Origin of the sequence: Herbiconiux ginsengi, assembly GCF_900107435.1 — a bacterium.
In the GTDB taxonomy this organism is placed as follows: domain Bacteria; phylum Actinomycetota; class Actinomycetes; order Actinomycetales; family Microbacteriaceae; genus Herbiconiux; species Herbiconiux ginsengi.
Map to the genome: position 1 here is coordinate 118629 of NZ_FNPZ01000001.1, position 26637 is coordinate 145265.

At 69.0% G+C, this 26637-nt stretch carries 25 protein-coding genes and 1 riboswitch; of the genes, 8 read left to right on the forward strand and 17 right to left on the reverse strand.

Going from position 1 to position 26637, the window contains the following annotated elements; all coding sequences use genetic code 11:
• Positions 1 to 5: 5 nt before the first annotated feature.
• Positions 6 to 191, reverse strand: a complete 186-nt coding sequence (locus BLW00_RS23225; protein WP_456077561.1) for a DUF7882 family protein — start codon at positions 189 to 191, stop codon at positions 6 to 8.
• Positions 192 to 296: 105 nt separating this feature from the next.
• On the opposite strand from BLW00_RS23225, the gene BLW00_RS00555 reads away from it, so the two are divergent.
• The 5 genes from BLW00_RS00555 to BLW00_RS00575 are packed head-to-tail and all read left to right on the forward strand — an operon-like array spanning position 297 to position 5806.
• Positions 297 to 899 carry a TetR/AcrR family transcriptional regulator gene (locus tag BLW00_RS00555; protein WP_245741171.1) on the forward strand — a complete coding sequence of 201 codons (603 nt, stop codon included), beginning with the start codon at positions 297 to 299 and terminating at the stop codon, positions 897 to 899.
• Complete coding sequence (locus tag BLW00_RS00560; protein ID WP_092547755.1) at positions 896 to 2632, forward strand: ABC transporter ATP-binding protein; 1737 nt, start codon at positions 896 to 898, stop codon at positions 2630 to 2632. Before BLW00_RS00555 ends, BLW00_RS00560 begins: the two co-directional genes overlap by 4 nt.
• Positions 2629 to 4632, forward strand: a complete 2004-nt coding sequence (locus tag BLW00_RS00565; RefSeq protein WP_092547756.1) for an ABC transporter ATP-binding protein — start codon at positions 2629 to 2631, stop codon at positions 4630 to 4632. Before BLW00_RS00560 ends, BLW00_RS00565 begins: the two co-directional genes overlap by 4 nt.
• 55 nt (positions 4633 to 4687) lie before the next feature.
• Positions 4688 to 5374 carry an organomercurial lyase gene (gene merB, locus BLW00_RS00570; RefSeq protein WP_092547757.1) on the forward strand — a complete coding sequence of 229 codons (687 nt, stop codon included), beginning with the start codon at positions 4688 to 4690 and terminating at the stop codon, positions 5372 to 5374.
• 54 nt (positions 5375 to 5428) lie between these two features.
• Positions 5429 to 5806: a DUF4190 domain-containing protein gene (locus BLW00_RS00575; RefSeq protein ID WP_092547758.1), complete on the forward strand. Its 378-nt coding sequence runs from the start codon at positions 5429 to 5431 to the stop codon at positions 5804 to 5806.
• 131 nt (positions 5807 to 5937) lie between these two features.
• On the opposite strand, the gene BLW00_RS00580 is transcribed toward BLW00_RS00575, so the two are convergent.
• The 4 genes from BLW00_RS00580 to BLW00_RS00595 all read right to left on the reverse strand — a co-directional run bounded on the left by BLW00_RS00580 (position 5938) and on the right by BLW00_RS00595 (position 10527).
• On the reverse strand, positions 5938 to 6864 hold the full coding sequence (locus tag BLW00_RS00580) for an aldose 1-epimerase family protein (protein WP_092547761.1): 927 nt from the start codon (positions 6862 to 6864) through the stop codon (positions 5938 to 5940).
• Between the two features lie 137 nt (positions 6865 to 7001).
• Entirely contained in the window at positions 7002 to 7883 is an 882-nt protein-coding gene (locus BLW00_RS00585; RefSeq protein WP_092547765.1) for a bifunctional methylenetetrahydrofolate dehydrogenase/methenyltetrahydrofolate cyclohydrolase, read from the reverse strand.
• Positions 7877 to 9151: a serine hydroxymethyltransferase gene (gene glyA, locus BLW00_RS00590; protein WP_092547767.1), complete on the reverse strand. Its 1275-nt coding sequence runs from the start codon at positions 9149 to 9151 to the stop codon at positions 7877 to 7879. The genes BLW00_RS00585 and glyA overlap by 7 nt, the downstream gene beginning before the upstream one ends.
• Before the next feature lie 46 nt (positions 9152 to 9197).
• A riboswitch (ZMP/ZTP riboswitch) is annotated at positions 9198 to 9280 on the reverse strand.
• Between the two features lie 8 nt (positions 9281 to 9288).
• Entirely contained in the window at positions 9289 to 10527 is a 1239-nt protein-coding gene (locus BLW00_RS00595) for an MFS transporter (RefSeq protein ID WP_245741172.1), read from the reverse strand.
• A gap of 226 nt (positions 10528 to 10753) precedes the next feature.
• Here BLW00_RS00595 and purU point away from each other — a divergent pair, with 226 nt between their 5' ends.
• Positions 10754 to 11611: a formyltetrahydrofolate deformylase gene (purU, locus tag BLW00_RS00600; RefSeq protein WP_092547769.1), complete on the forward strand. Its 858-nt coding sequence runs from the start codon at positions 10754 to 10756 to the stop codon at positions 11609 to 11611.
• A gap of 212 nt (positions 11612 to 11823) precedes the next feature.
• Here the strand turns inward: purU and nagB are convergent, their stop codons facing one another.
• The 6 genes from nagB to BLW00_RS00630 all read right to left on the reverse strand — a co-directional run bounded on the left by nagB (position 11824) and on the right by BLW00_RS00630 (position 17989).
• Positions 11824 to 12609: a glucosamine-6-phosphate deaminase gene (nagB, locus tag BLW00_RS00605; protein WP_092547771.1), complete on the reverse strand. Its 786-nt coding sequence runs from the start codon at positions 12607 to 12609 to the stop codon at positions 11824 to 11826.
• A 112-nt stretch (positions 12610 to 12721) separates the two neighbouring features.
• Positions 12722 to 13861: an N-acetylglucosamine kinase gene (locus BLW00_RS00610; RefSeq protein ID WP_175494069.1), complete on the reverse strand. Its 1140-nt coding sequence runs from the start codon at positions 13859 to 13861 to the stop codon at positions 12722 to 12724.
• On the reverse strand, positions 13858 to 14709 hold the full coding sequence (locus BLW00_RS00615; protein ID WP_092547776.1) for a carbohydrate ABC transporter permease: 852 nt from the start codon (positions 14707 to 14709) through the stop codon (positions 13858 to 13860). Before BLW00_RS00615 ends, BLW00_RS00610 begins: the two co-directional genes overlap by 4 nt.
• Complete coding sequence (locus BLW00_RS00620; RefSeq protein ID WP_092547778.1) at positions 14709 to 15650, reverse strand: carbohydrate ABC transporter permease; 942 nt, start codon at positions 15648 to 15650, stop codon at positions 14709 to 14711. Before BLW00_RS00620 ends, BLW00_RS00615 begins: the two co-directional genes overlap by 1 nt.
• 41 nt (positions 15651 to 15691) lie before the next feature.
• Positions 15692 to 16981 (reverse strand): ABC transporter substrate-binding protein, encoded by a 1290-nt coding sequence (locus tag BLW00_RS00625; RefSeq protein WP_245741173.1) that lies wholly within the window; start codon positions 16979 to 16981, stop codon positions 15692 to 15694.
• 69 nt (positions 16982 to 17050) lie between these two features.
• Entirely contained in the window at positions 17051 to 17989 is a 939-nt protein-coding gene (locus tag BLW00_RS00630; protein ID WP_092551741.1) for an N-acetylmuramic acid 6-phosphate etherase, read from the reverse strand.
• 134 nt (positions 17990 to 18123) lie between these two features.
• On the opposite strand from BLW00_RS00630, the gene BLW00_RS00635 reads away from it, so the two are divergent.
• Together BLW00_RS00635 and BLW00_RS00640 are read left to right on the forward strand one after the other, a co-directional pair.
• Positions 18124 to 19218, forward strand: a complete 1095-nt coding sequence (locus tag BLW00_RS00635) for a serine hydrolase domain-containing protein (protein ID WP_092547780.1) — start codon at positions 18124 to 18126, stop codon at positions 19216 to 19218.
• A gap of 2 nt (positions 19219 to 19220) precedes the next feature.
• Complete coding sequence (locus BLW00_RS00640; RefSeq protein WP_092547782.1) at positions 19221 to 20090, forward strand: MurR/RpiR family transcriptional regulator; 870 nt, start codon at positions 19221 to 19223, stop codon at positions 20088 to 20090.
• Positions 20091 to 20118: 28 nt separating this feature from the next.
• Here the strand turns inward: BLW00_RS00640 and BLW00_RS00645 are convergent, their stop codons facing one another.
• From BLW00_RS00645 to BLW00_RS00670, 6 genes are read right to left on the reverse strand one after another with little or no spacing between them, the layout of a single operon-like run.
• Positions 20119 to 21342 (reverse strand): alpha/beta hydrolase family protein, encoded by a 1224-nt coding sequence (locus BLW00_RS00645; protein ID WP_092547784.1) that lies wholly within the window; start codon positions 21340 to 21342, stop codon positions 20119 to 20121.
• 38 nt (positions 21343 to 21380) lie between these two features.
• Complete coding sequence (locus BLW00_RS00650; RefSeq protein WP_092547786.1) at positions 21381 to 22169, reverse strand: glucosamine-6-phosphate deaminase; 789 nt, start codon at positions 22167 to 22169, stop codon at positions 21381 to 21383.
• Positions 22157 to 23200 carry an ROK family protein gene (locus tag BLW00_RS00655; protein ID WP_092547788.1) on the reverse strand — a complete coding sequence of 348 codons (1044 nt, stop codon included), beginning with the start codon at positions 23198 to 23200 and terminating at the stop codon, positions 22157 to 22159. The genes BLW00_RS00650 and BLW00_RS00655 overlap by 13 nt, the downstream gene beginning before the upstream one ends.
• Positions 23197 to 24699 carry a beta-N-acetylhexosaminidase gene (gene nagZ, locus BLW00_RS00660; protein WP_092547791.1) on the reverse strand — a complete coding sequence of 501 codons (1503 nt, stop codon included), beginning with the start codon at positions 24697 to 24699 and terminating at the stop codon, positions 23197 to 23199. The genes BLW00_RS00655 and nagZ overlap by 4 nt, the downstream gene beginning before the upstream one ends.
• Positions 24696 to 25577, reverse strand: a complete 882-nt coding sequence (locus BLW00_RS00665) for a carbohydrate ABC transporter permease (RefSeq protein WP_175494070.1) — start codon at positions 25575 to 25577, stop codon at positions 24696 to 24698. The genes nagZ and BLW00_RS00665 overlap by 4 nt, the downstream gene beginning before the upstream one ends.
• Positions 25574 to 26563 carry a carbohydrate ABC transporter permease gene (locus BLW00_RS00670; protein ID WP_092547794.1) on the reverse strand — a complete coding sequence of 330 codons (990 nt, stop codon included), beginning with the start codon at positions 26561 to 26563 and terminating at the stop codon, positions 25574 to 25576. Before BLW00_RS00670 ends, BLW00_RS00665 begins: the two co-directional genes overlap by 4 nt.
• Positions 26564 to 26637: the final 74 nt, after the last annotated feature.

The window sequence follows — 26637 nt, forward strand, 5'->3', positions numbered from 1 at the left end:
AGGCCTCAGTCGGCGTCGATCATCCCGGACTCCGGCATGATGCGGAGATCACCGCGGTTGGCGGCGGCGAGAATGAGGCCGATCCAGGCCCGGTTGATGGCCGGGGGCCGGCTGCCGGAGAAGCGGAAGCGCAGCGGGATCGACGGATGCATCCAGAGCCCCGGACTGGAGCTTGACCGAGAGGAAACCAATCCCCAATCAGCAGAAGGGGTTGGACGAAGGAGGTCGGGAATCTGGGCGAATTCGATCGACTGATCCCTTGCGAGTGAGTGCTCACTCAGGTAATGTCTCCCCTCGTGAGCAGCACCGATGAACTGACCGGAACCGCCGACGCGACGCGGCGCGCCCCTGCCCTCCCGATCGAAGACCGTCGCGCGATGATCCTCGACGCCGTCATCCCGCTCCTGCTCGAGCAGGGCGCCGACATCACCTCGAAGCAGATCGCCGAGGCGGCCGGAATCGCCGAGGGCACCGTGTTCCGCGCCTTCGGCGACAAAGACACCCTCATCCGGGCGGCCGCCGAGAAGTTCTTCGATCCGGAGTACGTGCGCAGCGGGCTCCGGGGCATCGATCCCGACGACTCGTTGGAGTCGAAGATCGCGCAGGTGATCGACATCTTCCGCACCCGCCTGCGCGGTGTGATGCGGATCATGGCCGCACTCGGCCGTCAGGAACCACCGCCCCGGCCCGAAGAAGACCGGGCGGGCGAGATCATGGCCCAGATCTTCGCCCCGGAGGCCGAGCGTCTCGCGCTCTCCCCCCGCCGCATCACCCACTTCATCCGTCTCGTCGGCTTCTCCAGCGCCATCCCGCAGATCAACGAGGTCGACACCCCGTTCACCAGCGAAGAACTCGCCCAGATCATCGTTCACGGAATCATGAAAGAAGAATCCGAATGACCCTCCTCCGCCTGCTCGGGCGCTTCATGAAGCCCTACGGCTGGCTCGTCGCCGCCGTGGTGCTGTTCCAACTCATCCAGTCCATCGCCTCGCTGTACCTGCCCACGCTGAACGCCGACATCATCGACGACGGGGTCGCCAAGGGCGACACGGCGTACATCATGTCGACGGGCGGGTGGATGCTCCTCATCACCCTGGTGCAGGTCGCCGCCGCGATCACCGCCACCTACTTCGGGGCCCGCGCCGCCATGGCCATCGGCCGCGACCTCCGCGGCGCCATCTTCCACCGCGTGAGCGAGTTCAGCGAGCGCGAGGTCTCCGCCTTCGGCGCCCCGTCGCTCATCACCCGCTCCACGAACGACGTGCAACAGGTGCAGATGCTCGCCCTGATGACCTTCACCCTGCTCGTCTCGGCGCCCATCCTCGCGATCGGCGGCGTGGTGCTGGCCCTCCAGCAAGACGTGCAGATGTCGTGGATCATCGCCGTCGCCGTGCCGGTGCTGCTCGTCTCGCTGGGCCTCATCATCGTGCGCATGGTGCCGCAGTTCCGCAAGATGCAGACCCGCATCGACGCGGTCAACCGTGTGCTGCGCGAGCAGCTCACCGGCATCCGCGTGGTGCGTGCGTTCGTGCGCGAAGACGTCGAGACCGCGCGCTTCGCGAAGGCGAACCACGACGTCACCGATTCGGCCCTCCGCGCCGGGCGTCTGCTGGCGCTGATGTTCCCGACCGTCATGCTCATCCTCAACGTCTCGAGCGTCGCCGTGATCTGGTTCGGTGCGTTCCGCATCGACTCCGGATCGATGCAGGTGGGCACGCTGATCGCCTTCCTCAGCTACCTGGTGCAGATCTTGATCGCCATCATGATGGCGACCTTCATGGCCATGATGATCCCCCGCGCCTCCGTCTGCGCCGACCGCATCACCGAGGTGCTCGACACGGACTCCTCGGTGGTGCTGCCTGCGAACCCCGTGCGCGAGCTGAAGCGACACGGCACGATCGAGTTGCGCGACGCCTCGTTCACCTATCCCGGCGCCGAACAGCCGGTGCTGCGCAACCTCGACATCACCGTCGAGCCCGGTCAGACCCTGGCCGTGATCGGCAGCACCGGATCGGGGAAGACCACTCTCGTGAACCTGCTCCCGCGCCTGTTCGACGTCACCGGCGGCTCCGTGCTGATCGACGGCGTCGATGTTCGGGAGCTCGATCCCGATCTGCTGTGGGGGCGGATCGGCCTGGTGCCGCAGAAGCCCTACCTCTTCTCGGGCACCGTGGCCTCGAACCTCCGCTACGGCAACCCCGACGCCACCGACGACGACCTCTGGCACGCCCTCGAGATCGCCCAGGCGAAAGACTTCGTGTCGGCGATGGAAGGGCAGCTCGACGCCCCGATCGCCCAGGGCGGCACCACGGTGTCGGGCGGCCAGCGGCAACGGCTCGCCATCGCCCGCGCTCTCGTCAAGCAGCCCGAGATCTACGTCTTCGACGACTCCTTCTCGGCGCTCGACCTGGCGACCGATGCGCGGTTGAGACAGGCGCTGCGCACGAAGGTGGTGGGCGCCACGATGGTGATCGTGGCCCAGCGGGTGTCGACCATCATCGACGCCGACCAGATCATCGTGCTGGAGGACGGCGAGATCGTCGGCCGCGGCACTCATGAAGAACTGCTCGAGACCTCGGAGACCTACAACGAGATCGTGTCGTCGCAGCTCACCGCGGAGGAGGCAGCATGAGCGGCACCCAGACCACACCGAAGTCCGCGCCTCGCCCGGCCGGTCCTCCTGCGGGCACGCCCGGCCGCGGCGGCCCCGGAGGCCGCGGTGGCGGACCCTTCGGTGGGATCGGCATGCCCACCGAGAAGTCGATGACCTTCGGCCCGTCGGCCAAGCGCCTCATCCGCCGGCTCAGCCCACACCGCGTCGCCGTGATCGCGGTGATCGCCCTCGGCGTCATCAGCGTGGTGTTCACCGTGCTCGGGCCGTGGCTGCTCGGCCAGGCAACGAACCTCATCTTCGCCGGCGCGATCGGGCAGACGCTGCCCGCCGACATGACGAAGCAGCAGCTGATCGACCAGCTGCGCGCGAGTGGACAGACGCAGCAGGCCGACCTGCTGAGCGGCATCGCCCTCACCCCGGGCCAGGGCATCGATTTCGACGCGTTGGCCATGGTGCTGGGCATCGTGCTCGTGCTCTACGTCGCGGCATCCGTCTTCGCCTGGCTGCAGGGCCGCGTGCTCAACACCATCGTGCAGAGCACCGTCTACCGTCTGCGCGAGGAGGTCGAGGCGAAGATCAACCGGCTGCCGCTGGCCTACTTCGACAAGATGCAACGCGGCGAACTGCTCAGCCGTGTCACGAACGACATGGACAACGTGGCGCAGAGCCTGCAGCAGACGCTCAGCCAGATGCTCACCTCCGTGCTCACGGTCGTCGGCGTGCTGGTGATGATGTTCGTCACCTCCCCGCTGCTCGCCGTGATCTCGCTGGTCACCATCCCGCTCACCATCGGCATCACCGCGGTCATCGCGAAACGCTCGCAGAAGCTCTTCGTGGCCCAGTGGGCGCACACCGGCGCGCTCAACGCTCAGGTGGAGGAGAACTTCACCGGTCACGCCCTGGTGAAGGTGTTCGGCCGTCAGCGGGAGACCGAACAGACCTTCACCGAGAAGAACGAGCAGCTCTACAAGGCCAGCTTCGGCGCGCAGTTCGTGTCGGGCATCATCATGCCGGCCATGATGTTCGTCGGAAACCTCATCTACGTCGTGATCGCCGTGGTCGGCGGGTTGCAGGTCGCCTCGGGCGCCCTGAGTATCGGTGCGGTGCAGGCCTTCATCCAGTACTCCCGTCAGTTCACCCAGCCGCTCACCCAGCTCGGGTCGATGGTGAACCTGCTGCAGTCGGGCGTCGCCTCGGCGGAGCGGGTCTTCGAGCTGCTGGACGCCGAGGAGCAGACCCCGGATGCCTCCCCGGCCGAGACCCCGGCCGACTCGCGCGGCCGCCTGGTGTTCGAGAACGTCTCGTTCCGTTACACCGAGGACAAGCCGCTCATCACCGACCTGTCACTGGTGGCCGAACCCGGGCAGACCGTCGCGATCGTCGGCCCGACGGGGGCCGGCAAGACCACGCTGGTGAACCTCATCATGCGGTTCTACGAGCTGGATGCCGGGCGTATCACGCTCGACGGCGTCGACATCGCGCAGATGACCCGGCGCGACCTGCGTTCCCGCACCGGCATGGTGCTGCAGGACACCTGGCTCTTCGGCGGCACCATCCGCGACAACATCGCCTACGGCCGGCCGGATGCCACGGAGGAGGAGATCCTCGACGCCGCCCGCGCCACCTACGTCGACCGCTTCGTGCACTCGCTGCCCGACGGCTACGACACGGTGCTCGACGACGAGGCGTCGAACGTCTCCGCCGGCGAGAAGCAGCTGCTCACCATCGCGCGGGCCTTCCTCGCCAAGCCGAGCGTGCTCATCCTCGACGAGGCCACCTCGTCGGTCGACACGCGCACCGAGCAGCTGGTGCAGAAGGCGATGTCGGCGCTGCGGGCCGACCGCACGAGCTTCGTGATCGCGCACCGCCTCTCCACCATCCGCGACGCCGACCTCATCCTGGTGATGGAGTCGGGCAGCATCGTGGAGCAGGGCACACACGCCGAGCTGCTGGCCGCCGAGGGCGCGTACTACGCCCTCTACAACTCGCAGTTCGCCTCGGCGCTGGTCGACGAATGAGCTATCCTCGCATCATGGGAACGGGCAGCGCGGCCGTGTAGTGAGGATAAAAACGATGTCGTCAGAAACCATCTCATCAGAGTTCGCCGAGGAGGTGCGGCACGCGATCTACACGCGGTTCGCGGCGACCGGGGCGGCCTCCACGGTCGACGAGCTGGCGACGGCGCTCGGCCAGGAGCCGGCGCTCGTCGCGGCGGCGTTCGACCGTCTGGCGACCGAGCGGCACGTGGTGCTCGACGCCGAGCGGCGCATCCTGATGGCGCATCCGTTCGCGTCGATCCCGCTCGGGTTCTCGGTGATGGGGCCCGACACGCTCTGGTGGGGCGGGTGCGCGTGGGACTCCTTCGCCATCCCGCACCTCGTGCCCGACGCCCCGGAGGTGCTGGTGGCCACCACCTGCCCGAACTGCGGCACCGCGCACGCCTGGACGGTGGGGCGGGATGCGCCTCCCGCCGGCACCCAGGTGGCCCACTTCCTCGTGCCCACGGCCCACATCTGGGACGACGTGGTGCACACCTGCGCGCACCAGAGCATCTTCTGCAGCACCGACTGCGTCGCCGAGTGGCTCGCCCACGAGAAGCTCGAGCAGGGCTACACGATGACGCTCGACACCCTCTGGCGGCTCGCGGCGCACTGGTACGAGGGCCGGCTGGACACCCCGTACACCCGCCGCGATCCGCAGACGGCGGCCGCCTATTTCCGCAGCGTGGGCCTCGACGGGCCGTTCTGGGGACTCGACTGAGGCAGGGCCGCCTGCCGGATCGAACGGTCAGCTGATCGAGGTACATTCGAAGACATGAGCCTTCTCCCGCAGGGCCGGATCGGTCCGGGCTGGTACCCCGACCCCGAAGCGACCGATGTGCTCCGCTGGTGGGACGGCTATCGCTGGACCGACGACTTCGCGCCGCGAGCCGTCGACCCGGCCGACAGCCGCAACGGCTACGCCACGGCCTCGCTCGTGTTCGGCATCGTGTCGATCGGCTTCAACGTGCTCTTTCTGCCGAGCGTGCTCGCGGTGGCGTTCGGATTCGCCGGACTGAGCAAGGCGCGACGGATGGGCATGGGGCGCGGACTCGCCATCGCCGGAATCGTGCTCGGCGCCGTGGGCGTGATGTTCATGATCGCGCTGATCGTGCTCGTCGTCACCATCCGCGCCGTCACCGTCGCGCACTGAGACGCCCCTTCACACAGGGGCGAAGCGGGCGTAAAATGGTGCTCAGGTAGGGATGATTTCCACTGAAGACCCCCGCTCAGTCAGCACCGGCTGGGCGGGGGTCTTTCTGTGCGCGGGCTCGCTCAGCCCACTCAGGGAGCGACGTAGCGGATGCCCCAGGCGAGTTCCCACCGCTCCCCCGGTCGCAGCCAGCGCAGCCCCTGGCCCGAGTTGAAGGCGTCGGCCGGCGCGGTCATCGGCTCGATCGCCACCGCCGGACGCGGGCCGTCGGGAGCGGCGAAGTTCTGCGGGGTGAACACCTGCACGTAGCCGAAGCTGTCGTCGGCCCAGAGCTCCACACGGCGGCCGTCGGGGGCCTCGAGTCGCTGCACGCTGCGGCCGTCGTGCGTCGCGACCCCACCGAAGCCGTGGTCGATCGTGAGGCCAGCGACCCGGCGCCCCTGCGTGAGGTCGAAATCGGTGCCCGCCACGTCTTCTTCGGAGACGGGGATCTGCTTGTCGTCGGTGAGGAAACGCGTGCTCGCGTCGATCGTGAGCGTCAGTTCCCCCACGGGCAGGTCGCCGATCGCGAGATACGGATGCGCGCCGACGGCGACCGGTGCCGCCTGATCGCTCTCGTTGAGGATGGTGTGGGTCACCGTCATCCCGTCGGCCGTGAGCCGGTGCTCGACGGTGGTCTCGAGCAGGAACGGATAGCCGTGCTGCGGATAGACGGTCGCTCCCTGCAACACCCGATGCGGCTCCCGTTCGAGCAACCGATACCCCGTCGATCGCAGCAGCCCGTGAATGGCGTTCCCCTGCTTCGGCTCCGTGATGTCGAGCTGCTGCGCCGCGCCGGCCAGCGTCCACCGTCCGCCCGCCACCCGATTCGGCCACGGCACCAACACGATCCCCGCCGCCCCCGGCGGAGTGGATGCCTCGGAAAACGTCTCAACGAGCGCCACCCCGTCCACCTCTAGCGCACGAATCCCCGCAGCCACCTGGGTGACGATGGCGGTCACCACTCGACCTTCACCATCGAAGCGAAGCGAGTACTGATCTCCCGTGGGTGCGCGCACGCTTCAACCCTACCCGCCGCCCGATAGGGCAGGCGGGGCGGCGGGTTTTGCCTCCCGCCGCCTTTGAGCTCCGCTCAACCCTTAGGCGGGAGGTGAAACCCGCCGCCCCGCCTGCCCGCTAGAGGCAATCCAGAACGTCAGCGAGCCTGCCGCTCCGCCTCTTCCACAACGTTCGCCAACAACATCGCCCGAGTCATCGGCCCCACCCCACCGGGAACCGGCGACAAGAACCCCGCGACCTCCGCCACGCCGGGATCGACGTCGCCCACGAGTCGCGCCTTGCCGGTCTCCTCGTTCACGATGCGGGTGATGCCCACGTCGAGCACCGCCGCACCGGGCTTCACCCAGTCGGGCTGGATGAGGCCGGGCACACCCACCGCGGCCACGACGACATCCGCTCGCCGCACCTCGGCGGCGAGGTCCACGGTGCGGGAGTGGGTGAGCGTGACCGTGGCGTCGATGCCCTTGCGGGTGAGCAGCAGCCCGAGCGGGCGGCCCACGGTGAGACCGCGACCGACCACGACGACATGCTTGCCCGGCAGGCTCACGCCGTAGCGGGTGAGCATCTCGACGATGCCGGCCGGCGTGCACGGCAACGGCGAGGTGAGCTCGCCCTCGACGCCCAGCACGAGGCGGCCGAGGTTCGTCGGGTGCAGACCGTCGGCATCCTTCGCCGGGTCGATCAGTTCGAGCATCGCGTTCTCGTCGATGCCGTTCGGCAGCGGCAGCTGCACGATGTAACCCGTGACCGACGGGTCGGCGTTCAGGGCTGCGATCGCGTCGCGCACGTCCGGCTCGCTCGCGGTGGCCGGCAGGTCGACACGGATCGACTCGATGCCCACCTCGGCGCAGTCGCGGTGCTTGCCCGCGACGTAAGAGATCGACCCGGGATCGTCTCCCACGAGCAGTGTGCCGAGCCCCGGAACGACGCCGCGCTCGCGCAACGCGGCGACCCGCTCGCGGATCTCGGCCTTGAGGGCCGTGGCCGTGGCGACGCCGTCGAGACGGACCGCTACCACTGCTCGAGGCCCGGGTAGAGCGGGAAGGCCGCCGTGAGCTCGAGCACGCGGGTGCGGAGCGCCGTGACATCCGGAGCCGGCTTGAGGGCCGTGGCGATGATGTCGGCGACCTCGGTGAACTCCACGTCGCCGAAGCCGCGGGTGGCGAGGGCGGGCGTGCCGATGCGCAGGCCCGAGGTCACCATCGGGGGGCGCGGGTCGAACGGCACGGCGTTGCGGTTCACGGTGATGCCCACCTCGTGCAGGATGTCTTCGGCCTGCTGGCCGTCGAGCTCCGAGGTGCGCAGGTCGGCGAGCACGAGGTGCACGTCGGTGCCGCCGGTGAGCACGTCGACGCCGGCCTCCCGCGTGTCGTCGGAGGTGAGGCGATCGGCCAGGATGCGGGCGCCCGAGAGGGTGCGCACCTGGCGGTCCTTGAACTCGTCGGTGGCGGCGAGCTTGAATGCGGTGGCCTTGGCGGCGATGACGTGCATCAGCGGTCCGCCCTGCTGGCCGGGGAAGACGTTGGAGTTGAGCTTCTTCGCGAGCTCCATGTCGCGGCTCACGATGAAGCCGGAGCGCGGGCCGCCGATGGTCTTGTGCACGGTCGACGACACCACGTCGGCGAAGGGCACGGGAGAGGGATGCAGGCCCGCCGCCACGAGACCGGCGAAGTGCGCCATGTCGACCCAGAGCTTGGCGCCGACCTCGTCGGCGATGGCACGGAAGGCCGCGAAGTCGAGCTGGCGCGGGTAGGCCGACCAGCCGGCGATGATGACCTGCGGCTTGTGCTGCAGCGCCTTGTCGCGCACCACGTTCATGTCGACCAGGAAGGTCTCGGGGTCGACGCCGTAGGAGACGGCGTTGTAGAGCTTGCCGGAGAAGTTGAGCTTCATGCCGTGGGTCAGGTGCCCGCCGTGTGCCAGCTCGAGGCCCAGGATGGTGTCGCCCGGCGTCGCGATGGCACTCAGCACGGCCGCGTTCGCGGTGGCGCCGGAGTGCGGCTGCACGTTCGCGTACTCGGCGCCGAACAGCGACTTCGCGCGGTCGATGGCGAGCTGCTCGGCGATGTCGACGAACTCGCAGCCGCCGTAGTAGCGCCGGCCGGGGTAGCCCTCGGCGTACTTGTTGGTGAGCACGGAGCCCTGGCTCTCGAGAACGGCGCGGGGCACGAAGTTCTCGGAGGCGATCATCTCGAGCGTGCCGCGCTGGCGGTCGAGCTCGAGCTGCAGCACCTCGGCGATCTCGGGATCGACCTCAGACAGCGGAGAATTGAAGGTGTCGGACAAGACTGGCTCCTTTTCGGCGTGACGGACTGATGATGAGTTCGGAATCCGTATCGACCCAGGCGCGCGGCCGAATCCCTGTCCGTCGCTTCCCGATGGTGACCATCTGATACGCCAGTTGCGACGCGAGTCAGCTTACCTCAGACGCGCCGTGCTCGGCGAGTGAGTGCCGGGGTCGCGGCGAGCAGCCCGCCGGCGAGCACGAGCGCGATCAGGTAGATCCACGGCAGCGAGGTCAGTCCCAGCGAGTCGAGGAAGAGGGAGCCGACCAGCGCCCCGATGCCGATGCCAGCATTGAAGGCGGAGGAATAGAACGCGCTCGACGTGTCGCGGATCTCCGGCGACGCCGCGTGCATCAGACGCGTGGGCAGCAGCGTCGGCACGACACCGAACGCCACGCCCCAGACGAAGAACGCGCCGATGGCCACCACGGGGTTCGCGGCGAACACCGCGAGCAGCAGCACCGAGACACCGGTCGCGGCCAGTGCGACCACGAGCCCCGTGGTGGGCCGGCGGCCGAACACCGCACCGGCGGCGAAGACGCCGATCGCACCGGCGCCGCCGTACACCAGCAGGAGCAGCCCTACCTGGCCCTCGGGCACACCCATCTGGCCGATCATGAAGGGAGCGATGTAGGTGTAGAACGCGTAGTTGCCGATCATGATCACCGCGACCAGGATGCAGATGAGGGCGACCACGGGGATGGTGGGGTCGAGCGGTGCGTGGCGCCGGGCGACCCGGAGCGCCCGGGTGTCGGTCGAGGGTGCGAGGTGCTTGCGGTGGTCGACCCGCGGCAGCAGCAACAGGATGAAGACGGCGCCGAGGAGCGCCAGCGCACCGATGCCGAAGAACGGCACGCGCCAGCCCCAGGCGTGACCGACGGCCGTGGCGAGCGGAACGCCCAGCACGAAGGCGAGCGTGCCGCCACCGGTGGTGATGGCCACGGCGCGGCCGATCTGGTCGCGCGGCACGAGGTGCGCGGAGTAGGCGCCCACGACGCCCCAGAACACGCCGTGCGCCATGCCGCCGACGACACGAGCGCCCACCAGCACCTCGAAGTTCGGGGCGAGCCCGCCGACGGTGCTGGAGATCGCGATCGCCACGAGCACCAGCATGAGCAGCAGATGCCGCGGAATCCGGCGGAACAGGAAGGTCAGCGGAACGCTCGTGAGCACCACGGCGAACGCGAAGACGCTGATCAGCAGGCCGGTCTGCGATTCGGAGACGCCGAGCGAGCTGCTCATCTCGGGCAGCAGCCCGGTCGGGATCATCTCGGCGGTCACCGAGAGGAAGACGGCGACTGCGAGAACGATCAGGCCGCCCCAGGGGAAGCGTTTCACGACGGGCGCAGCGCCCGTCTGAGGCAAAGTTGTGGTCACGGAGTGCACACCTATTCGAAGACAACTCGAAAACGGCGGACAGAGGAGGCCCCTGCGGTTTCGACGCCGCGCCTACCTGACGACCTGACGAACCGTGGCGGAACAGAGAGCCCGCGAACCGGTTCGCCTTCGTACATGCCCGAGGACGAACGATATCCGCTCATCCACTGACTAGTGTAGCTCAGGGGAACCCGTGGGCAAGGGGTCCGGACATGAGGAGAGTTGCATGGCGCTGCCGCACAATCACTGGGTGCTCACGTTCGTGTGCGCCGACCTGCCTGGGATCGTGCACGCGGTGAGCGGCGCCGTCGTCGCCTCCGGCGGCAACATCACCGAGAGCCAGCAGTTCTCCTCGGCCGACACGGGGCGCTTCTTCATGCGCCTGCAGGTGGAGTCGGAGGCATCCCGCGGCGAGTTCGAGGCGGCGCTGGCGCCCGTGGTCGAGCGCTATGACATGACCTGGCGGCTCGACGTGGTGGGTCGCCCGCTCCGCACCCTGGTGCTGGTGTCGACGGCGGCGCACTGCCTCAACGACCTGCTGTTCCGTCAGCGTGCCGGACAGCTGCCGGTGCAGATCCCGCTGGTGCTCTCGAACCACGGATCGCTGCGCGACCTGGCCGGGTTCTACGACGTGCCGTTCGAGTCGCTGCCGGTGACGGATGCCGCCTCCAAGGCGGCCTTCGAACAGCGCGTGATCGACGCGGTCGACGAGCACGACATCGAGCTCGTGGTGCTGGCGCGCTACATGCAGATCATCTCGCCCGAGCTCTGCGAGCGGCTCGCGGGTCGGCTGATCAACATCCACCACTCCTTCCTGCCCGGGTTCAAGGGCGCGAACCCCTACAAGCAGGCGCACGCCCGCGGTGTGAAGCTGATCGGCGCCACGGCGCACTTCGTCACCAGCGACCTCGACGAGGGCCCGATCATCGAGCAGAACGTGGTGCGCGTCGACCACACGCGCACGCCCGCCGAGCTGGTGGCGATCGGTCAGGATGAAGAGAGCCGCACGCTCACCCAGGCGGTGAAGTGGTTCGCCGAAGACCGCGTGCTCCTCGACGGCGCCCGCACCATCATCTTCCGCTGAGTCCATTGCGCCGACTCGGGTTCGGACTCATCGCGGTCGCGTACTGACTAGTTTTTGCGCAAATAGCGAGGACCGGCGCGCTATAGGGGTCGGTCCTCGCTATTTGCGCAAAAACTGGTCACGCCGAGCGGGGCGGGGTGCTTGAGAGCAGCGGCGGCTGATCCTTTCGGATGAGGTCGAGCTTCGACCGATCTCGTGGCACGCAGCTCGCCTCACGCGACTCGGGGCTTGAACTCCTGCACCGAGCGGTAGTAGTCGGCGAGGGCAAGGCCGGAGGCTGCGGCCTCGTCGACCACGACCGTGGCGTGCCGGTGCAGCTGCAGGATGGAGGCCGGCCAGCGGCTCGAGAGCGGTCCCTCGACGGCGTGCGCGATCGCATCCGCCTTCTCAGCCCCCTGGGCCACGAGGAGGAGGCGCCGTGCGTCGCCGATGGTGCCGAGGCCCTGCGTGATGCAGTGCACGGGCACCTGGTCGGGAGAGTCGAAGAAGCGGGCGTTGTCGGCACGGGTCTGCGGCGCCAGGGTCTTCACGCGGGTGCGGGAGCTGAGCGAGGAGCTCGGCTCGTTGAAGCCGACATGCCCGTTGCGGCCGATGCCGAGCAGCTGCAGCTCGATGCCGCCGGCACCGGCGATCGCGGCGTCGTAAGCAGCCGCCGCGGCGTCGGCGTCGGCCGCGGCGCCGTCGGGCACGTGAGCGTTGGCCGGATCGATGCCGAGCGGCCGCACGATCTCCCGGCTGACCACCGCCGCGTAGCTCTCGGGGTGGCCCGCGGGCAGGCCCACGTACTCGTCGAGCGCGAACACGGTGACGGCCGAGAAGTCGACGCGCCCGGGTGCCGACGGCGCCGAGAGCTCGGCGAGGCGCTGGTAGGTGGCTCCGGGCGACGACCCGGTGGCCACGCCGAGCACGGCATCGGGCCGCGACCGCACCACCCCCGCGATGATGTCGGCCGCAACCCGCGCGACCTCGTCGGGTGTGTCGGTGATGATGATCTCCATCGCGTGCCTTTCGTGCGTCGAGCCCCTCACCGAGACGTCACTTTCCGCGCTGTGTGCGGAGTTTCGCGCGGAAGGTGAAGTCTCGGCGGGGGTCAGGGGTGGTCGGCGGGGTTCAGAGGGCGGGAAGGGCGAGCCAAAGGTGCTCGGGGTGCCCGGAGGGCGGGGTGGGAGACACGAGAAGGCGGGCGAGGCGGATGGCGCCGTCGAGCGGGGTGCCGGCGGGTGGGCGCAGCTCGATCGGCGGATGCGCCTCCCGCACGGCGGCCGCGAACGCCTCGGTGAACGCTCCCGTGGCCCCTCGAGACGCCGCTCCTGCCCCAGGCGCGGCGGGAGCGGGTTGGGGGATGGACGCGGCGGATGGAGCGCCGAGATGTGCTGTCGCTGCCGCGCCTGGGTCGGGAGTGGATGCGGCGGGTGCGGCGAAGACGCCGCCGACCGCCGAGGCGACCCGCGGGAGCCGCGGGTCGAGTGCCGCCACGAGAGTGCGCGCCACCTCCCGGCCCGCATCCGTCATGATGCGCACGGCAGCCGGGTCGCCCTCCCCGGCCAGGGCGTCCACGCGGCCGGCGAAGGAGCCGAGGACCCCCGCGCGGTCGTTGCGCGTGTAGAGCTGGGAGGGCCAGGTCTCGGGTGCCCCGAACGACTCGACCGCCGCGGCGAGGAGCGCTCCGCCGTCGGTGGATACGCCGTCGAACTGACGCATCGCGGCCTCGAGGCCCTCCCGGCCGATCCAGGAACCGGCGCCGCGGTCGCCGAGCAGGTGACCCCATCCGTCGACCCGGCGCCAGACCGATCCCAGGTCGGTGCCGAGCGCCACCGATCCGGTGCCCACGGCCACCACCGCGCCCGCTGAGCCGGCGAGCGCGCCGAGGTGGGCGGTCACGGCATCCGTCGCGAGCGCGGCGACGGCCCCGGGCCGGCGCGCGGCGATCGCGCGCACCACCGCGTGCGGGTCGTCGATCAACGTGAACGCTCCGGTCGCGCCGACAGCGATCGCCGCGACGGAGGCCCACTCCCCCGGCCATTCCGCCGCAGCGCGATCGAGCAGCGCGTCGACGACCTCCGGAATGCTGCTCCCCCGGGAGGCGATCCCGACCCGCGACCCGTGCAGCACGCGCATCCCGCCGTGCCCGGAATCCGGGCTGCCTGTCGCGCTGCTGTCTCGGACCGGGGCCAGAGCGACGCGGCTGCCGCTGCCACCGACGTCGACGCCGAGCACCCAGCCCGGGACCGCCGCGGCGCCCGACGTCACTTGCTCATGCCCGCCGTGAGTCCCGAGACGATCTGCTTGGTGGCGAGCAGGAAGAGCACGACCAACGGGATCGTGGCGAGTGTGAGCCCCGCGAACAACGTCGCCCAGTCGGTCTGGTACTCCCCGAAGAACCGCGTGATGCCCACCGGCAGAGTGTAGGCCTTCTGGTCGCGGATGAGGATGAGCGGGTAGAAGAAGTCGTTCCACACCGGCACGAAGCGGAACACGATCACCGTCGCGATCGCGGGACGCACGAGCGGTAGATGCACGCGGAGGAAGGTGGTGAATGATCCGGCGCCGTCGAGCTTCGCCGCCTCGTCGAGTTCGATCGGCAGCTGCCGGAAGAACCCGGTGAGCACAAAGGTGGAGAACGGGATGCCGAGGGCCGCGTAGACGAGGATCAGGCTCCACAGGTTGCTCACCATGCCGAGGCTGTCGAGCAGGAAGAACAGCGGCAGGATCGCGAGGTACACCGGGAGCATCAGGCCTGACAGGAAGGTGCCTTCCAGCAGGGTGAAGATGCGCGACTTGGTGCGGGCGAAGGCGTAGGCCGCGAGCAGCGAGACGGCCGTGGAGAGCAGCACCGACGCCACGGTGACGAAGATCGAGTTGAAGAAATAGGTCTGGAAGTCGGCGGTGATCCACGCCTTCTGATAGCTCGTGAGCGAGGGCTCCAGCGGCAGGCCGAGGGGGCTCTTGGCCATCTCGGGCATGGTGCGGAAGCTGTTCAGCACCATCAGCACGAGCGGCGCGATGGCGATCAGGGCGTAGAGCCAGAGGAATCCGGAGCCGAGGAAGGAACCGAGGGTGAGGCGCTTGCCCACGGGGCGAGAGGTCGTGGCGGTCATCAGTAGAGCCTTCTTTCGGCGCGGCGCATCAGCCAGGTCATGAGGAGGGCGACTCCGAAGATGAACAGGAACAACAGGGTGGCGATCGCCGAGGAGGTGCCGATGGCGTTCGACGAGCCCGACTCGAAGGCCGTGCGGTAGAAGAGCAGGCTCAGCACGTCGGTGGCCCCGGCCGGGTTGCCGGCCGAGCCGCCGAGGGCGTAGGGAATAGCGAACGCCTCCATGGCCCCGATGAAGGTGAGCACGCTCACCGTGCCGATGGCCGGCAGCAGCAACGGACCGGTGATGTCGCGGAAGCGCTGCCACGACGAGGCGCCGTCGAGCGAGGCCGCCTCGTCGATCTCATCCGGAATGCCGCCGAGCGCCGCCCCGTAGAGCAGCACAGGGAACCCGACCCATTGCCACGCCGTGACGAACACCACGACCCAGATCGCGGTGGTCGGGTTGCCGAGCCAGGGCTGGGCGAGCGCGTCCAGCCCGACACCCTTGAGGATCGCGTTGACCGGGCCGAACAGCGGCGACAGCATCAGCGACCAGAGGTAGCCGACCACGAGCGGCGACACCAGGTAGGGAAGGGTGTAGACGGTCTGGAAGAACCGCTTGAATCGGCGCACCCGGTGCAGCAGCACCGCCAGCCCGAGGCCGATCGTGTTCTGGAAGACCATCGCACCCACGAACAGCAGGATGTTGTGCACGAAGGCGTTCGGAATCGCATCCTTGTAGGGCAGCTGCGTGAAGATCGTCACGTAGTTGTCGAGCACGGAGAAGTCGCCGCGCACGATCCCCGTCCAGTCGAACAGCGAGTAGCTGAGCGCCGTGACGAGGGGATACAGGATGAAGATGACGAACAGGATGAGCGCGGGAAGCACGAAGACCATGCCCGCACGACGCGACAGGGTGATGCCGGTGTGCCGGCTCCGGCGTGTTTTCGTGACAGGCATGGTCTTCGTTCCTCAGGTGCTCGTGCTCGGGTGCGGTGGGGTTACGGCGTGGGGGTGAACCACTGCGAGATGCCGTCCTGGAGGGCCGTGGCTGCTCCCGCGGCATCCTGCTCCCCCATGAAGATCTTCTGGATCTGCGGGCCGAGCACGGCGGTGCCGAGCGGGTCGCCGTAGCGGAAGTCGACGAGCAGCAGGTAGGGCGCCTCGCCCTTCTGGTAGTTGTCCCACGCCTCCTGCATGACCTCGTTGGAGTAGGTCACCCCGGGGATCGCCGAGAACTGGTTGAGATCGTCGGCGACCAGCTGGCCGAACTCGGGGGTCGCGAGCCAGTTCAGCAGCTCGGCGGCGGCCTCCTTGTTCTTCGACTTCGAGTTGATGGCGAAGTTGCCGTCGGCGTAGGCAGGGCTGACCGGCGTGGGCGACACCGCATCCGGCGGCAGCGGCACCTGGTACGACCCGATGTTCAGGTCAGGCGCCTGCGAGGCGAAAGTCGCGATCTCGAACGATCCGCCCGGGAACTGCGCGGCCTGGCCCGAGGTGAACTGCACCTGGCTGTCGGTGTAGCTCACGCCCACCACGTCGGGGGTGAGGTACTTCTTCATGTCGGCCACGATCTGCAGCGACGCCACGTAATCCGGGTCTTCGAAGGTCTTGCTGCCGTCGAGCACCTCGCCCTCGAAGGCACTGCCGCCGTAGCGGGCCGAGCCCACGATGTCGGCGAAGATCGGCATCATCCAGTCGTCTTTCACACCGAGGGCCATCGGGGTGATGCCCTTCTCCAGCAGCGTGTCGTTGAGGGCGATGAACTCGTCCCAGGTGGTCGGAACCTCGAGTCCGTTCTCCTTGAAGATGTCCTTGTTGTAGAACATCTGCAGGGTCTGGGTGGCCAGCGGCACCGCGTAGGTCTTGCCGTCTGCCTTGCCCTTCGCGCCGGCGAGCACGCTCGGCGCGATGTCGTCGAGGCCGTCGACGATGTCGTCGATCGGGTCGAGCTGGCCTGCCTCGATGTTCGGCTGCAGTTGCCCGTAGGCCCGCACCATCGGCACGTCGGGTCCGTCGCTACCGGCGAGCCCGGTGGTGAGGATCTGGTTGTACTCGGTGTTCTGGAACGCCTCGAAGTCGACGGTGATTCCGGGGTGCTCCTTCTCGAACACGTCGAAGATCGTGTTGTACGCGTCGATGTCCTCGGTGCGCCACGACCAGACCTTCAGCGTGACGTCGTCGCCGCTGGAAGCCGCCGTCTCGTTGACGGGCGCCGAGGGGGCGCATCCGCCCAGCAGCAGCGCGACGCCGGCGACGCCCGCTGCGAGCGAGAGTGCTCTGCGCATCATGGATGTTCTCCTTCTGATTGGTGGTTCTGATTGGTGGTGCTCGGTGGGGTGGGAAAGGTGGGGAGCCGGTCAGGCCGACGGGGCGTCGAGCCCTGCCAGCGCGGCACGCACCGAGCCGTTCGCGGCGGCCAGGGCGGCCCGCGCCCGGTCGACCGGCACGGCGGCGACGGCGGTGACGATGGCCACCTTGAGGTCTCCGTCGGCCCGCGTCAGCAACTCGGCGCCCTCGCTCTGCGAGACACCGGCCGACTGCATGAGGATACGCAGTGTGCGGCGGCGGAGTTTCTCGTTGGTGGCGACGACCGAGACCATGAGGTTCGACCAGGTGCGGCCGAGGGCCACCATCAACGCGGTCGAGAAGCCGTTGAGCGCCAGCTTCTCCGCGGTGCCGGCCTTGAGCCTCGTCGAGCCGGTCACCACCTCGGGGCCGGTGCGCAGCACGATGTCGGTGTCGGCGAGCGCGGCGAGCGCCGCCCGGGGGTTGCACGAGATGAGGGCGGTGTGGGCACCGAGCTCCCGCGCCTGAGCGAGTGCGCCGCCGACGAAGGGCGTGCTGCCGGATGCGGTGAGCCCGATGGCGACGTCGTCGGCCCCCAGGGTGGCGGCTTCCCGCCGCCCGTCGTCGACCGAGTCCTCCGCGTTCTCCACCGCGTGCACCAGGGCGCGTGCACCGCCGGCCATGTGGGCGACGACCACACCGGGCTCGATGTTGAAGGTGGGCAGCAGCTCCGCGGCGTCGAGCACGGCGAGGCGGCCGGAGGTGCCGGCGCCGAAGTAGTGCACCGATCCGCCGCGCAGCACGCGACCGACGGCGACGTCGACCAGGCCGGCCAGCTGGGGCGCGACGGCGGCCACCGCGTCGACCGCCACACGATCCTGCGAGGCGAGGAGCGCCAGGATCTCGGTGGTCGACAACGAGTCGAGCTCGAGCGACTCGGTCAGCCGCTGCTCCGTCTCGGGCACGTACACGTCTCCCTCGAGAAGGGGTTCGAGTGCGGGGTGGTGCATCGCCATCGTTGTCGCTCTTTCGTTTCGTTCGCCCGGGCGCTCTGCGCTCCGGCGTCATCGAGCAGCATGTAACAAAACCCCGCAATTCGTCAAGTTAATGTGGATTTTTTTCATCTGCGTGAAACAATCGAGGAATGGACGAGATCGCAGCCCTCCTCGACGAGGCGACCGGGGGCGACTCCCCGACCTGCTCGGCCGCCGTCGTGCTGGTGTCCTCCGGCAGGCGGATCGTCGTCTCCGAGGCGCGCGGCACCCTCGCCCGGGTCGCGGATGAGCGGGGCGCGCCCCACGAGCTCGCCACCGTGCCGACATCCGTCGACACCCTGTTCGACCTCGCCTCGATCACGAAGCTCTTCACCGCCGCCGCCCTGCTGACGGTGCTCGACGAGCAGGGGTCGGGCCCGGATCTCCCGGTCGCGGAAGCCCTCGCCGAGTACCGTCACGGCGACCTGTCCACCGTCACCGCCGCGCACCTGCTGAGCCACACCGCAGGGTGGCCGGCCGAGTGGACCGACCGGCGCACGGGCCCGACGGCCTGGTCGCACTTCCGCTCGGCGCTCCCGAGCGACCCACCGGGCCGCGTGCACCGGTATTCGTGCGTGGGCTACCTCTGGGCGGGCCTCCTGGCCGAGAATCTGAGCGGCGAGAGCCTCGACACCGTGGTCTCGCGAACGGTGCTCGAGCCCCTCGGTCTCCGCGACACGATGTTCACCCCCGGCCCCGAGCTGCGCGGACGAATCGCGGCGACCGAGTACCAGCGGGTGCCCGACCGCGGTCTCGTGCATGGCGTGGTGCACGACGAGACGGCCTGGGCGCTCGGCGGGGTGACGGGCAATGCGGGCCTGTTCGGCAGCGCATCCGATCTCCTCGTGTTCGCCGACATGCTGCGCAACGGCGGACGGCACGAGGGTCGTCAGGCGCTGCCCGCGGCCGTGGTGACCCGCATGACCACCGATCAGCTCGCGCCGCTCGGCCTTCTCCCCGCGCGGCGCCCGGCATACGGGCAGGCTCTCGGCCCGCGGATCGGCGAGGCCGAGTGGATGGGGCCCTTCGCCGAGCGCGGCGCCATCGGGCACACCGGTTTCACCGGCACGAGCCTGATCGTCGAGCCCGGAGGCGACCGTTCGATAGTATTTCTGACCAATCGGGTCCATCCGACTCGGCATCGCTCGGACATCCGGCAACTCCGGCTCCGCGTGGCCGACGCTGTCGTCCGTCTGGAGGAATAGGGATGTCCACCGATGTCTTCGTGGCCCTCCGCCAGCGCCTGCCCGCGCTGAGCAAGGCCGAGCGCCGCATCGCGGATCGGGTGCTCGAACAACCCTCGATCGTGGTCGATTCCACCATCAACCAACTCGCCGAGCTCTGCGAGGTCTCCCAGGCCAGCGTGGCGCGGCTGTGCCAGTCGGCGGGGTTCAGCGGCTACAAGTCGTTCCGGATGGCGATCGCGTCGGCGATCACCCGCGAAGAGGCCTCACGCGACCAGTTCCGGGTGTCGGATGCCGACATCGGGCCCGACGACAGCGCGCTCGACGTGGTGATGAAAGTCGCCTACCAGGAGGCCCGAGCCGTGGAGGAGACGGCACGCGCCCTCGATCTGGTGGCCCTCGACGCCGTGGTCGAGGCCATCCGCGACGCCGCCCGGATCGACATCTTCGGCGTCGGATCGAGCGGGCTGACCGCGCAGGACCTGCAGCAGAAGCTGCACCGCATCGGGATGAGCTCGTACTCCTGGGTCGACCCGCACCTCGCCCTCACCTCGGTAGCACTCACCCGGCCGGGGAACGTCGCGATCGCCATCTCGCATTCCGGCCTCTCGGTCGAGGTCAACGACATGCTCACCGTCGCCGGGCGGGCCGGCGCAACCACCGTGGCCATCACGAACTTTCCCGAGTCGCCGCTCGGCCTGCTCGCCGATCTCGTGCTCACGACGAGCTCACGCGAGAGCCGCTACCGTTCGGGAGCGATGTCGAGCCGCATCGCGCAGCTCGCACTCGTCGACTTCCTCACTGTGCGGTTGCTGCAAGGCAGCTACGAACAGGCCAACGAGTCCCTGCGCCTGACGTACGACGCGGTGCAGAACCACCGCCTGCGCTACTGACTCCCGTCGGCCGCCGCGCCCGGTGCTGCTACTTCGAGGCCAGAACGGCGTCGAGCCAGTCGAACATGCGCTGCTCGGTCAGGGCTCGGGCGAGGGGTTGGCAGTGGTAGTTCGCTCCCTCCGCGGCCGTGAACTTCACCACCGTCGAGACCGTCGGAGTGAGCGCAGCGAGCTGCTGGGACTGGCCGGGCCAGAACTGTTCGTCTTCGGGTTCGGTGATGAGCAGCGGGGTCGTGATGGCATCCGCCTCCTCCACCACCGAGTAGGCGCGCACCGCCTCGATCGTCTCGGCGTAGCCGAGGCCGCCGTAGGGCCGGGCGCGGAAGTTCCAGGTGCGCGCCGCGCCCGGCGCGAGCTTCAGCCCCAACGCCATCTCGCGGTCGAATTTCGCGTTCTCGTTCTCGTCGAGGAGTTTCAGCAGGCTCTTCGGGAGGTGGCTGGTCCACGAGGTCGAGACATCCACCACGCCGGGGTCGACGATCGCGGCGGCGAAGCGGTGCTCGAAGGCGAGCGCCCGGGGCACCCAGTAGCCGGCCTGGCTGATTCCGTACACGGCGACGCGGTCGGCATCCACCCCGGCGTGGCCGAGCACGAAGTCGAGCACCGGGGTGAGCACGGCCTCCCAATCGGACCGGAAGGTGGTGTCGCGCTCGAACAGCATCGACTGCTGCCCGGGTCCGTCGAACACCAGCGCGTCGTAGCCGCGGGCGAGCGCGCCCGAGACGGCGCTCGCCCAGAGGGCGGCGAGCGACCCGTCGCTGCCGTTCACCGCGACGAGCACCGGATGCGCGTCGCCCGGAGCCGCGCTGCGGAAGTAGTAGCCGGGGAGCGTCGTGTTCTCGTAGGGGATCTCGACGCTCCGGGCGTCGACCGAGGTGGTGCCGATGAATCGCTCCCAGGCGCGGCGCTGCTTCGTGAACGTGGGCAGCAGCCGGTCGACCGAGTCGAGAGCCGAGACCGCGTTCACCGCCACACCGTAGTAGGCGGAGGCCCGGAGATAGGCCGAGGCGGCGCTCTCGTCGTGTCCACCCTCCGACGACGCGTCGCCGATCGCGGCCACGCGGTCGCCGAGCGAGTCCCAGGCCGCGAACCAGCTCTCGTGGTCGTTCTTGCCGATGCCGTTCACCGCGGCCAGTACTTCGCCGGTGTCGGACGCCCCGGCGAAGGCGAGCCCGAGCACGCAGCGGATCTCGAAGTCGAAGTCGGGATTCGCCGAGAACCCGGCGACGAAGGTCTCTGCTGCTTTCCCCATGCGGCCATTCTGCCGATCCGCCGCTTCCGAGGGAATGGTCAGATGATGACCGGATCCCAGGTGGGCTTGTTCGCGAAGGCGTCGAGGTAGTAGTCGAGCTCGGTGAGCATGCTCGCCGCCTCTTCGTCGACCACGACCGTGGCCCGCGGATGCAGCTGGATGGCCGACGCCGGAACGCTCGCCGTGAGTGGTCCCTCGACCGCCGCCGCGACAGCGTGCGCCTTGGCGGCACCGAAGGCGAGCAGCACGAGACGGCGCGCACGCAGGATGGTGCCGAGCCCCTGCGTGATGCTGTGGATCGGCACGTCGTCGACCGAGTCGAAGAAGCGGGCGTTGTCTTCCCGGGTCTGCTTCGTGAGTGTCTTCACACGGGTGAGCGATGCGAACGAGGAGCCGGGCTCGTTGAAGCCGATGTGCCCGTCGGTGCCCACGCCGAGGATCTGCAGGTCGACCCCGCCGGCCGCGAGGATCGCATCCTCGTAGCGCTCCCCCGCCGTCTCGATGCCGAGCGGCCGGCCGTCGGGCACATGCACGCTCGCCGGGTTGAGCCGCAGCGGACGCACCACCTCGCGGTCGATGACCGAGTGGTAGCTCTCCGGATGCGTCACCGGAATGCCCACGTACTCGTCGAGCGCGAAGCCGCGCACCGCCGAGAGGTCGAGCCCGACCGCCACACGCTCGGCCAGCGCCCGGTAGACCGGCAGAGGCGTGTCGCCCGTCGCGAGCCCGAGCACCGCATCCGGTCTCCCCGTCACGAGCCGCTCGATCGCCTCGGCCACCAGGGCTCCGGCCGCTTCGCGGCTGCCGACGACGATCACTTCTGCCACGTGGCGACCCTCTCTCCGCGATCGGTGTTCCTGGTCTTCTCGACCCGGGTCACCGGTGCTCCCACCAGGGCCGCGCCGACCGCGGCCGCCGGGAATCCGGCCGGCACGAGCTGCACGCGACTCTCGAGTCCGAGCGAGGCCAGGAACGGCGACTCCACCGCCCAGGATGTCAGAACCCGGCGCACCTCGTCGAGCAGCCATCCTCCGAGGTTGCTGAGCCCGCCGCCGATCATCACGATCTCGACGTCGACGGTGAGCACGAGCACCCGCACCGCCGCGGCCACGTTGTCGACGAGCAGGGAGAGGATGGCCAGCGCGCTCTCGTCGCCGGCATCGGCGGCGGCCAGCAACGAGCGGGCGGGAATCGGGTCGTCGGTCGCCCACTGGCGGGCGATGGCCGACCCGGAGGCCACGGTCTCCAGACAGCCACGCTGCCCGCACGGGCAGAGCACGCCGTTCGGGTCGACCGGGATGTGGCCGATCTCCCCCGCCGTGCCGCGCGCTCCACGCCAGAGCGCGCCGTCGATCACCAGTCCGGCCGCGAGACCCGTGCCCAGGTTCAGATACGCCATGCTGTGGCCGTTGGGCGCCGCCCCTGCAGCGCCCCCGGCCACGAAGTCCGCGGCGCCACCCGGATCGGCGTCTCCCCGTCCGACGTTCGACCCTCGGGTCATCAGGTGGTAGGCGCCGAGCGCGGCCGCCTTCACGTCGTTCTCGACCTTCACGTCGAGGCCGAGCGCCGCGGTGAGGCGCTGCCCCACGTCGAGTTCGTCGAAGCCGAGGTTGACGGCGTGCGAGACGGTGCCGGTGACGACATCGACCTGACCGGGGATGCCGATGCCCACCGATTCGAAAGCGCTCACCGGAACGCCCGTGATCTCGGCGATGCGGGTCACGCCCTCGATGGCGGTGCGGATCACCGCCTCCGGGCCGAAGCCGGTGGCGAGCCGCACGCGGTCGACGATCGTTCCGTCGTCGTCGACCGCGACCGCATCCGTCTTCGTTCCGCCGATGTCGAGCCCGAGCCTCATGGCCGCACCCCGTTCTCGATCAGGAGGGCCGCAAGAGCGTCGCCGACGAGCGCTGAAGCGCCGAACGTCGCGACGCCCGCGTAGCGCGGATCGTCGCCGGGCCAACCCATGTCGACGACCACGACCCGCTCGTGCCGGGCTCGCAGGGCGTCGATGAGGTCGGTCACCCGTGGTCGGCGCTCGTTGTCCTTGCCGATGACGAGAACAGATGCCTCGAGCGGCATATCTCCGATCCGGTCGTCCCCGTCCTCTTCGGTGACCTCCACCACCGGCAACACCATCCCGGCCTCGGCGAGCGCACGGAACGGCCCCCAGGGCACGGCGCCCACGGCGATGTTGGCGACGGTGTCGACCCGCACCACCACCCAGCCGGCACCGCGAAGGGTCTCCGCCGCCGCCGGGTCGAGTGCGAAGGAGGAGACGACACGGCGGGCATCCGGCATCGCTGCCACGAGTGCCGCGTCCGGCGTCGCCGCGCCCGGCGTCGCACCGGGCACCCCGCCGGCCCGCACCTCGGCGTCGCGGATGCGGTCTCCCAACTGCCGGAGCCGCACCGTCGCCTCGGCGAGACGCGCCACCGTCAGCTCCCCGTCGACGAGCGCCGACGACACCCGATCGACGATGTCGTCGATCTGCTGCTCGGTGTTCTTCGTGCCGATGCAGAGCAGATCGCAGCCGGCGGCGAGGGCCCGCACGGCGGCGGCCGGGATGCCGATCTCGCCCGACGCACCCACCATGTCGAGGGCGTCGCTCACGATCACGCCGTCGAAGCCCAGCTCGCCGCGCAACACACCCTCGAGCACGGCGGCCGAGAACGTGGCCGGCTGCGCGGGGTCGAGCCGAGGCAGCACGATATGGCTCGTCATCACGGTGAAAGCGCCGGCGCGCACGGCGGCCGCGAACGGCAGCAGCTCCCGTTCGCGGAGAGTCTCGATCGAGGCGTTGACGCTCGGCAGCGCGAGGTGTGAATCCTGCGCCGTGTCGCCGTGCCCCGGGAAGTGCTTGATGCTCGCCGCGACACCCTGTGCCTGCAGTCCCTCGACCCAGGCGGCGCTGTGCCGTGCGACGAGGGCCGGGTCGCTGCCGAAGCTGCGGATGCCGATGACCGGGTTGCGCGGGTTCGAGTTGATGTCGACGTCGGGCGCGAAGTCGAGGTTCACGCCCACCGCCCGCAGCTCGGCGCCGACGGCCGAGGCGACCGAGCGTGTGGCGTCGAGGTCGTCGAGCCGCCCGAGCACCGCGTTGCCCGGGAAGGGCGAGCCGCGGTCGTAGTAGAGGCGGGTGACGTCGCCGCCCTCCTCGTCGATCGCGATCAAGGCATCAGGGTTCGCCGCGCGGATCGCGTCGGTCAGCGCCCGCAGCTGGGAGGTCGAGACGATGTTCTCGCCGAACAGGCACACTCCGCCGAGTCCTTCGCGGAGCATCCGTTCCACCCATTCCGGCAGAGTGGTTCCGACGAACCCGGGCAGGAGGGTGCCCAGGATGTGCTGCCGGCTCATCCCTTCACCGCCCCACTGACGAGCCCCGAGGTCATCCGTCCCTGAACGATCAGGAAGAACACGATCACCGGGATGGCCATCAGCGTCGACCCCGCCATGATGGCGGCCCAGTTCGTGGTGCCGGTGACCTGCTGGAAGGTGCGGAGCCAGACCGGCAAGGTCATCATCTCGGGCCGAGAGTTCACCACGAGGGCGAGCAGGAACTCGTTCCAGGCCTGGATGAACCCGAACACACCGGTGGCCACCAGCCCGGGCGCGAGCAAGGGGAACGTGATCCTCCAGAACGCACCGGTGCGCGAGCATCCGTCGATCATCGCCGACTCCTCGAGTTCGACCGGCACGCCGTTCACGAAGCCGCGCAGGGTCCAGATGGTGAACGGCAGCACGGTGGCCACGTAGACGAGCGTGAGGCCCGCGATGGTGTTGAGCAGTCCCCAGCCGTCGAGCACCCGGTAGGTCGAGACGATCATGGCCTCGGCCGGGATCATCTGGATGATGAGGATGGCGAAGATGAACGTCTTGCGACTCTTGAAGCGGTAGCGGGTCACGGCGAGCGAGGCGAGGAAGGCGAACACCAGGGCGATGACCACGGTCGAGAGGGTGACCATCAGCGAATTGCCGAGCGCGGGCAGGAATGGTGCCCGACCCGGATCGAAGATCACCGTCTCGTAGTTCGCCGTGGTGAGGTGCTGGGGCACGAAGTTCGGCACGCTGCCGCGGATCTCGTTGTTGGGCTGCAGCGAGGTGTTCACCATCCAGTAGACGGGGAACACCGAGAACAGGAACACGACGACGGAGGCGACGCCGAGCAGGATGCCGGTGGTGCGCTTGCGAGGACTGACCCGGCGTCGGGCGGGCCGGGCGGTGATGGCGGTCACTGTTCCTCCTCCTTGAGGCTGCGGCGCACGTAGAAGATCGAGATGCCCACCATGAGGATGACCATGATCACGGCGATCGCGCCGCCGGTGCCGTAGTCGCCCTTGCCGAGCGAGATCTGATAGATGTACACGCCGAGCGTGGAGGTCTGCTCCTTGATGCCGCCGATGCCCTGCAGGGCGAAGATCTGCGTGAAGACGCGCAGATCCCAGATCACCTGCAGGATGATCACGACCACGAAGATGCTCCGGAGGTACGGGAAGACGATGAGGCGGAAGCGCTGCCAGGCGCCCGCGCCGTCGAGCTGCGAAGCCTCCAGCACCTCGTCGGGAACCTGGGTGAGGCCGGCGAAGATGGTGAATGCCACGAACGGCACGGCACCCCAGGTGACGATGATGGTGGCCACCACGAAGAACGAGAACGGGTCGATCAGCCAGGAGTGGTTGGTGAAGTCCTGGCCGCTCACGGCTTCGAGCAGGTAGTTCACCACGCCGTACTGGGTGTCGAACATCCAGCCCCAGACGATGGTGGCGGTGAGCGCGGGCATCGCCCAGGCCAGCAGCAGGCCCACACTCACGAGCACCTTGAAGAACTTGTTGACGCGGTGCATCAGCAGCGCGACCAGGGTGCCCAGCACCATCGCGGTCACCACGTTGGCCGCGCAGAACAGGATGCTGCGGCCGAGCACCGCCCAGAACTGGGGATCGGTGAGCACGCGCACGTAGTTGTCGAATCCGACGAAGGGAGCGGGTGCACCGAACACCTGCGATCGGCCGAATTCCTGGAACGACATCACGAACAGCTGGATGAGCGGCCAGCCGATCACCACGGCCAGGATCACGAGCGCCGGCACGAGCAGCACGATGGGGGTGAAGCGGCCCGGGCGGGTGCGTCGTTGCAGCCGCCTGCTCTTCGGGCCGAGCTCGGGCGGCAGCTCCTGCAAGCCACCCGACTCGTGCTCCCTGATCAGGGTCACGGACGAGCTCATCGGGGTCCTCCCGTTAAGATTGCGGTGTGCCTCTCACCTTCCTAGGGCGATGGGCGTCTGGACCGGCGGTGGCC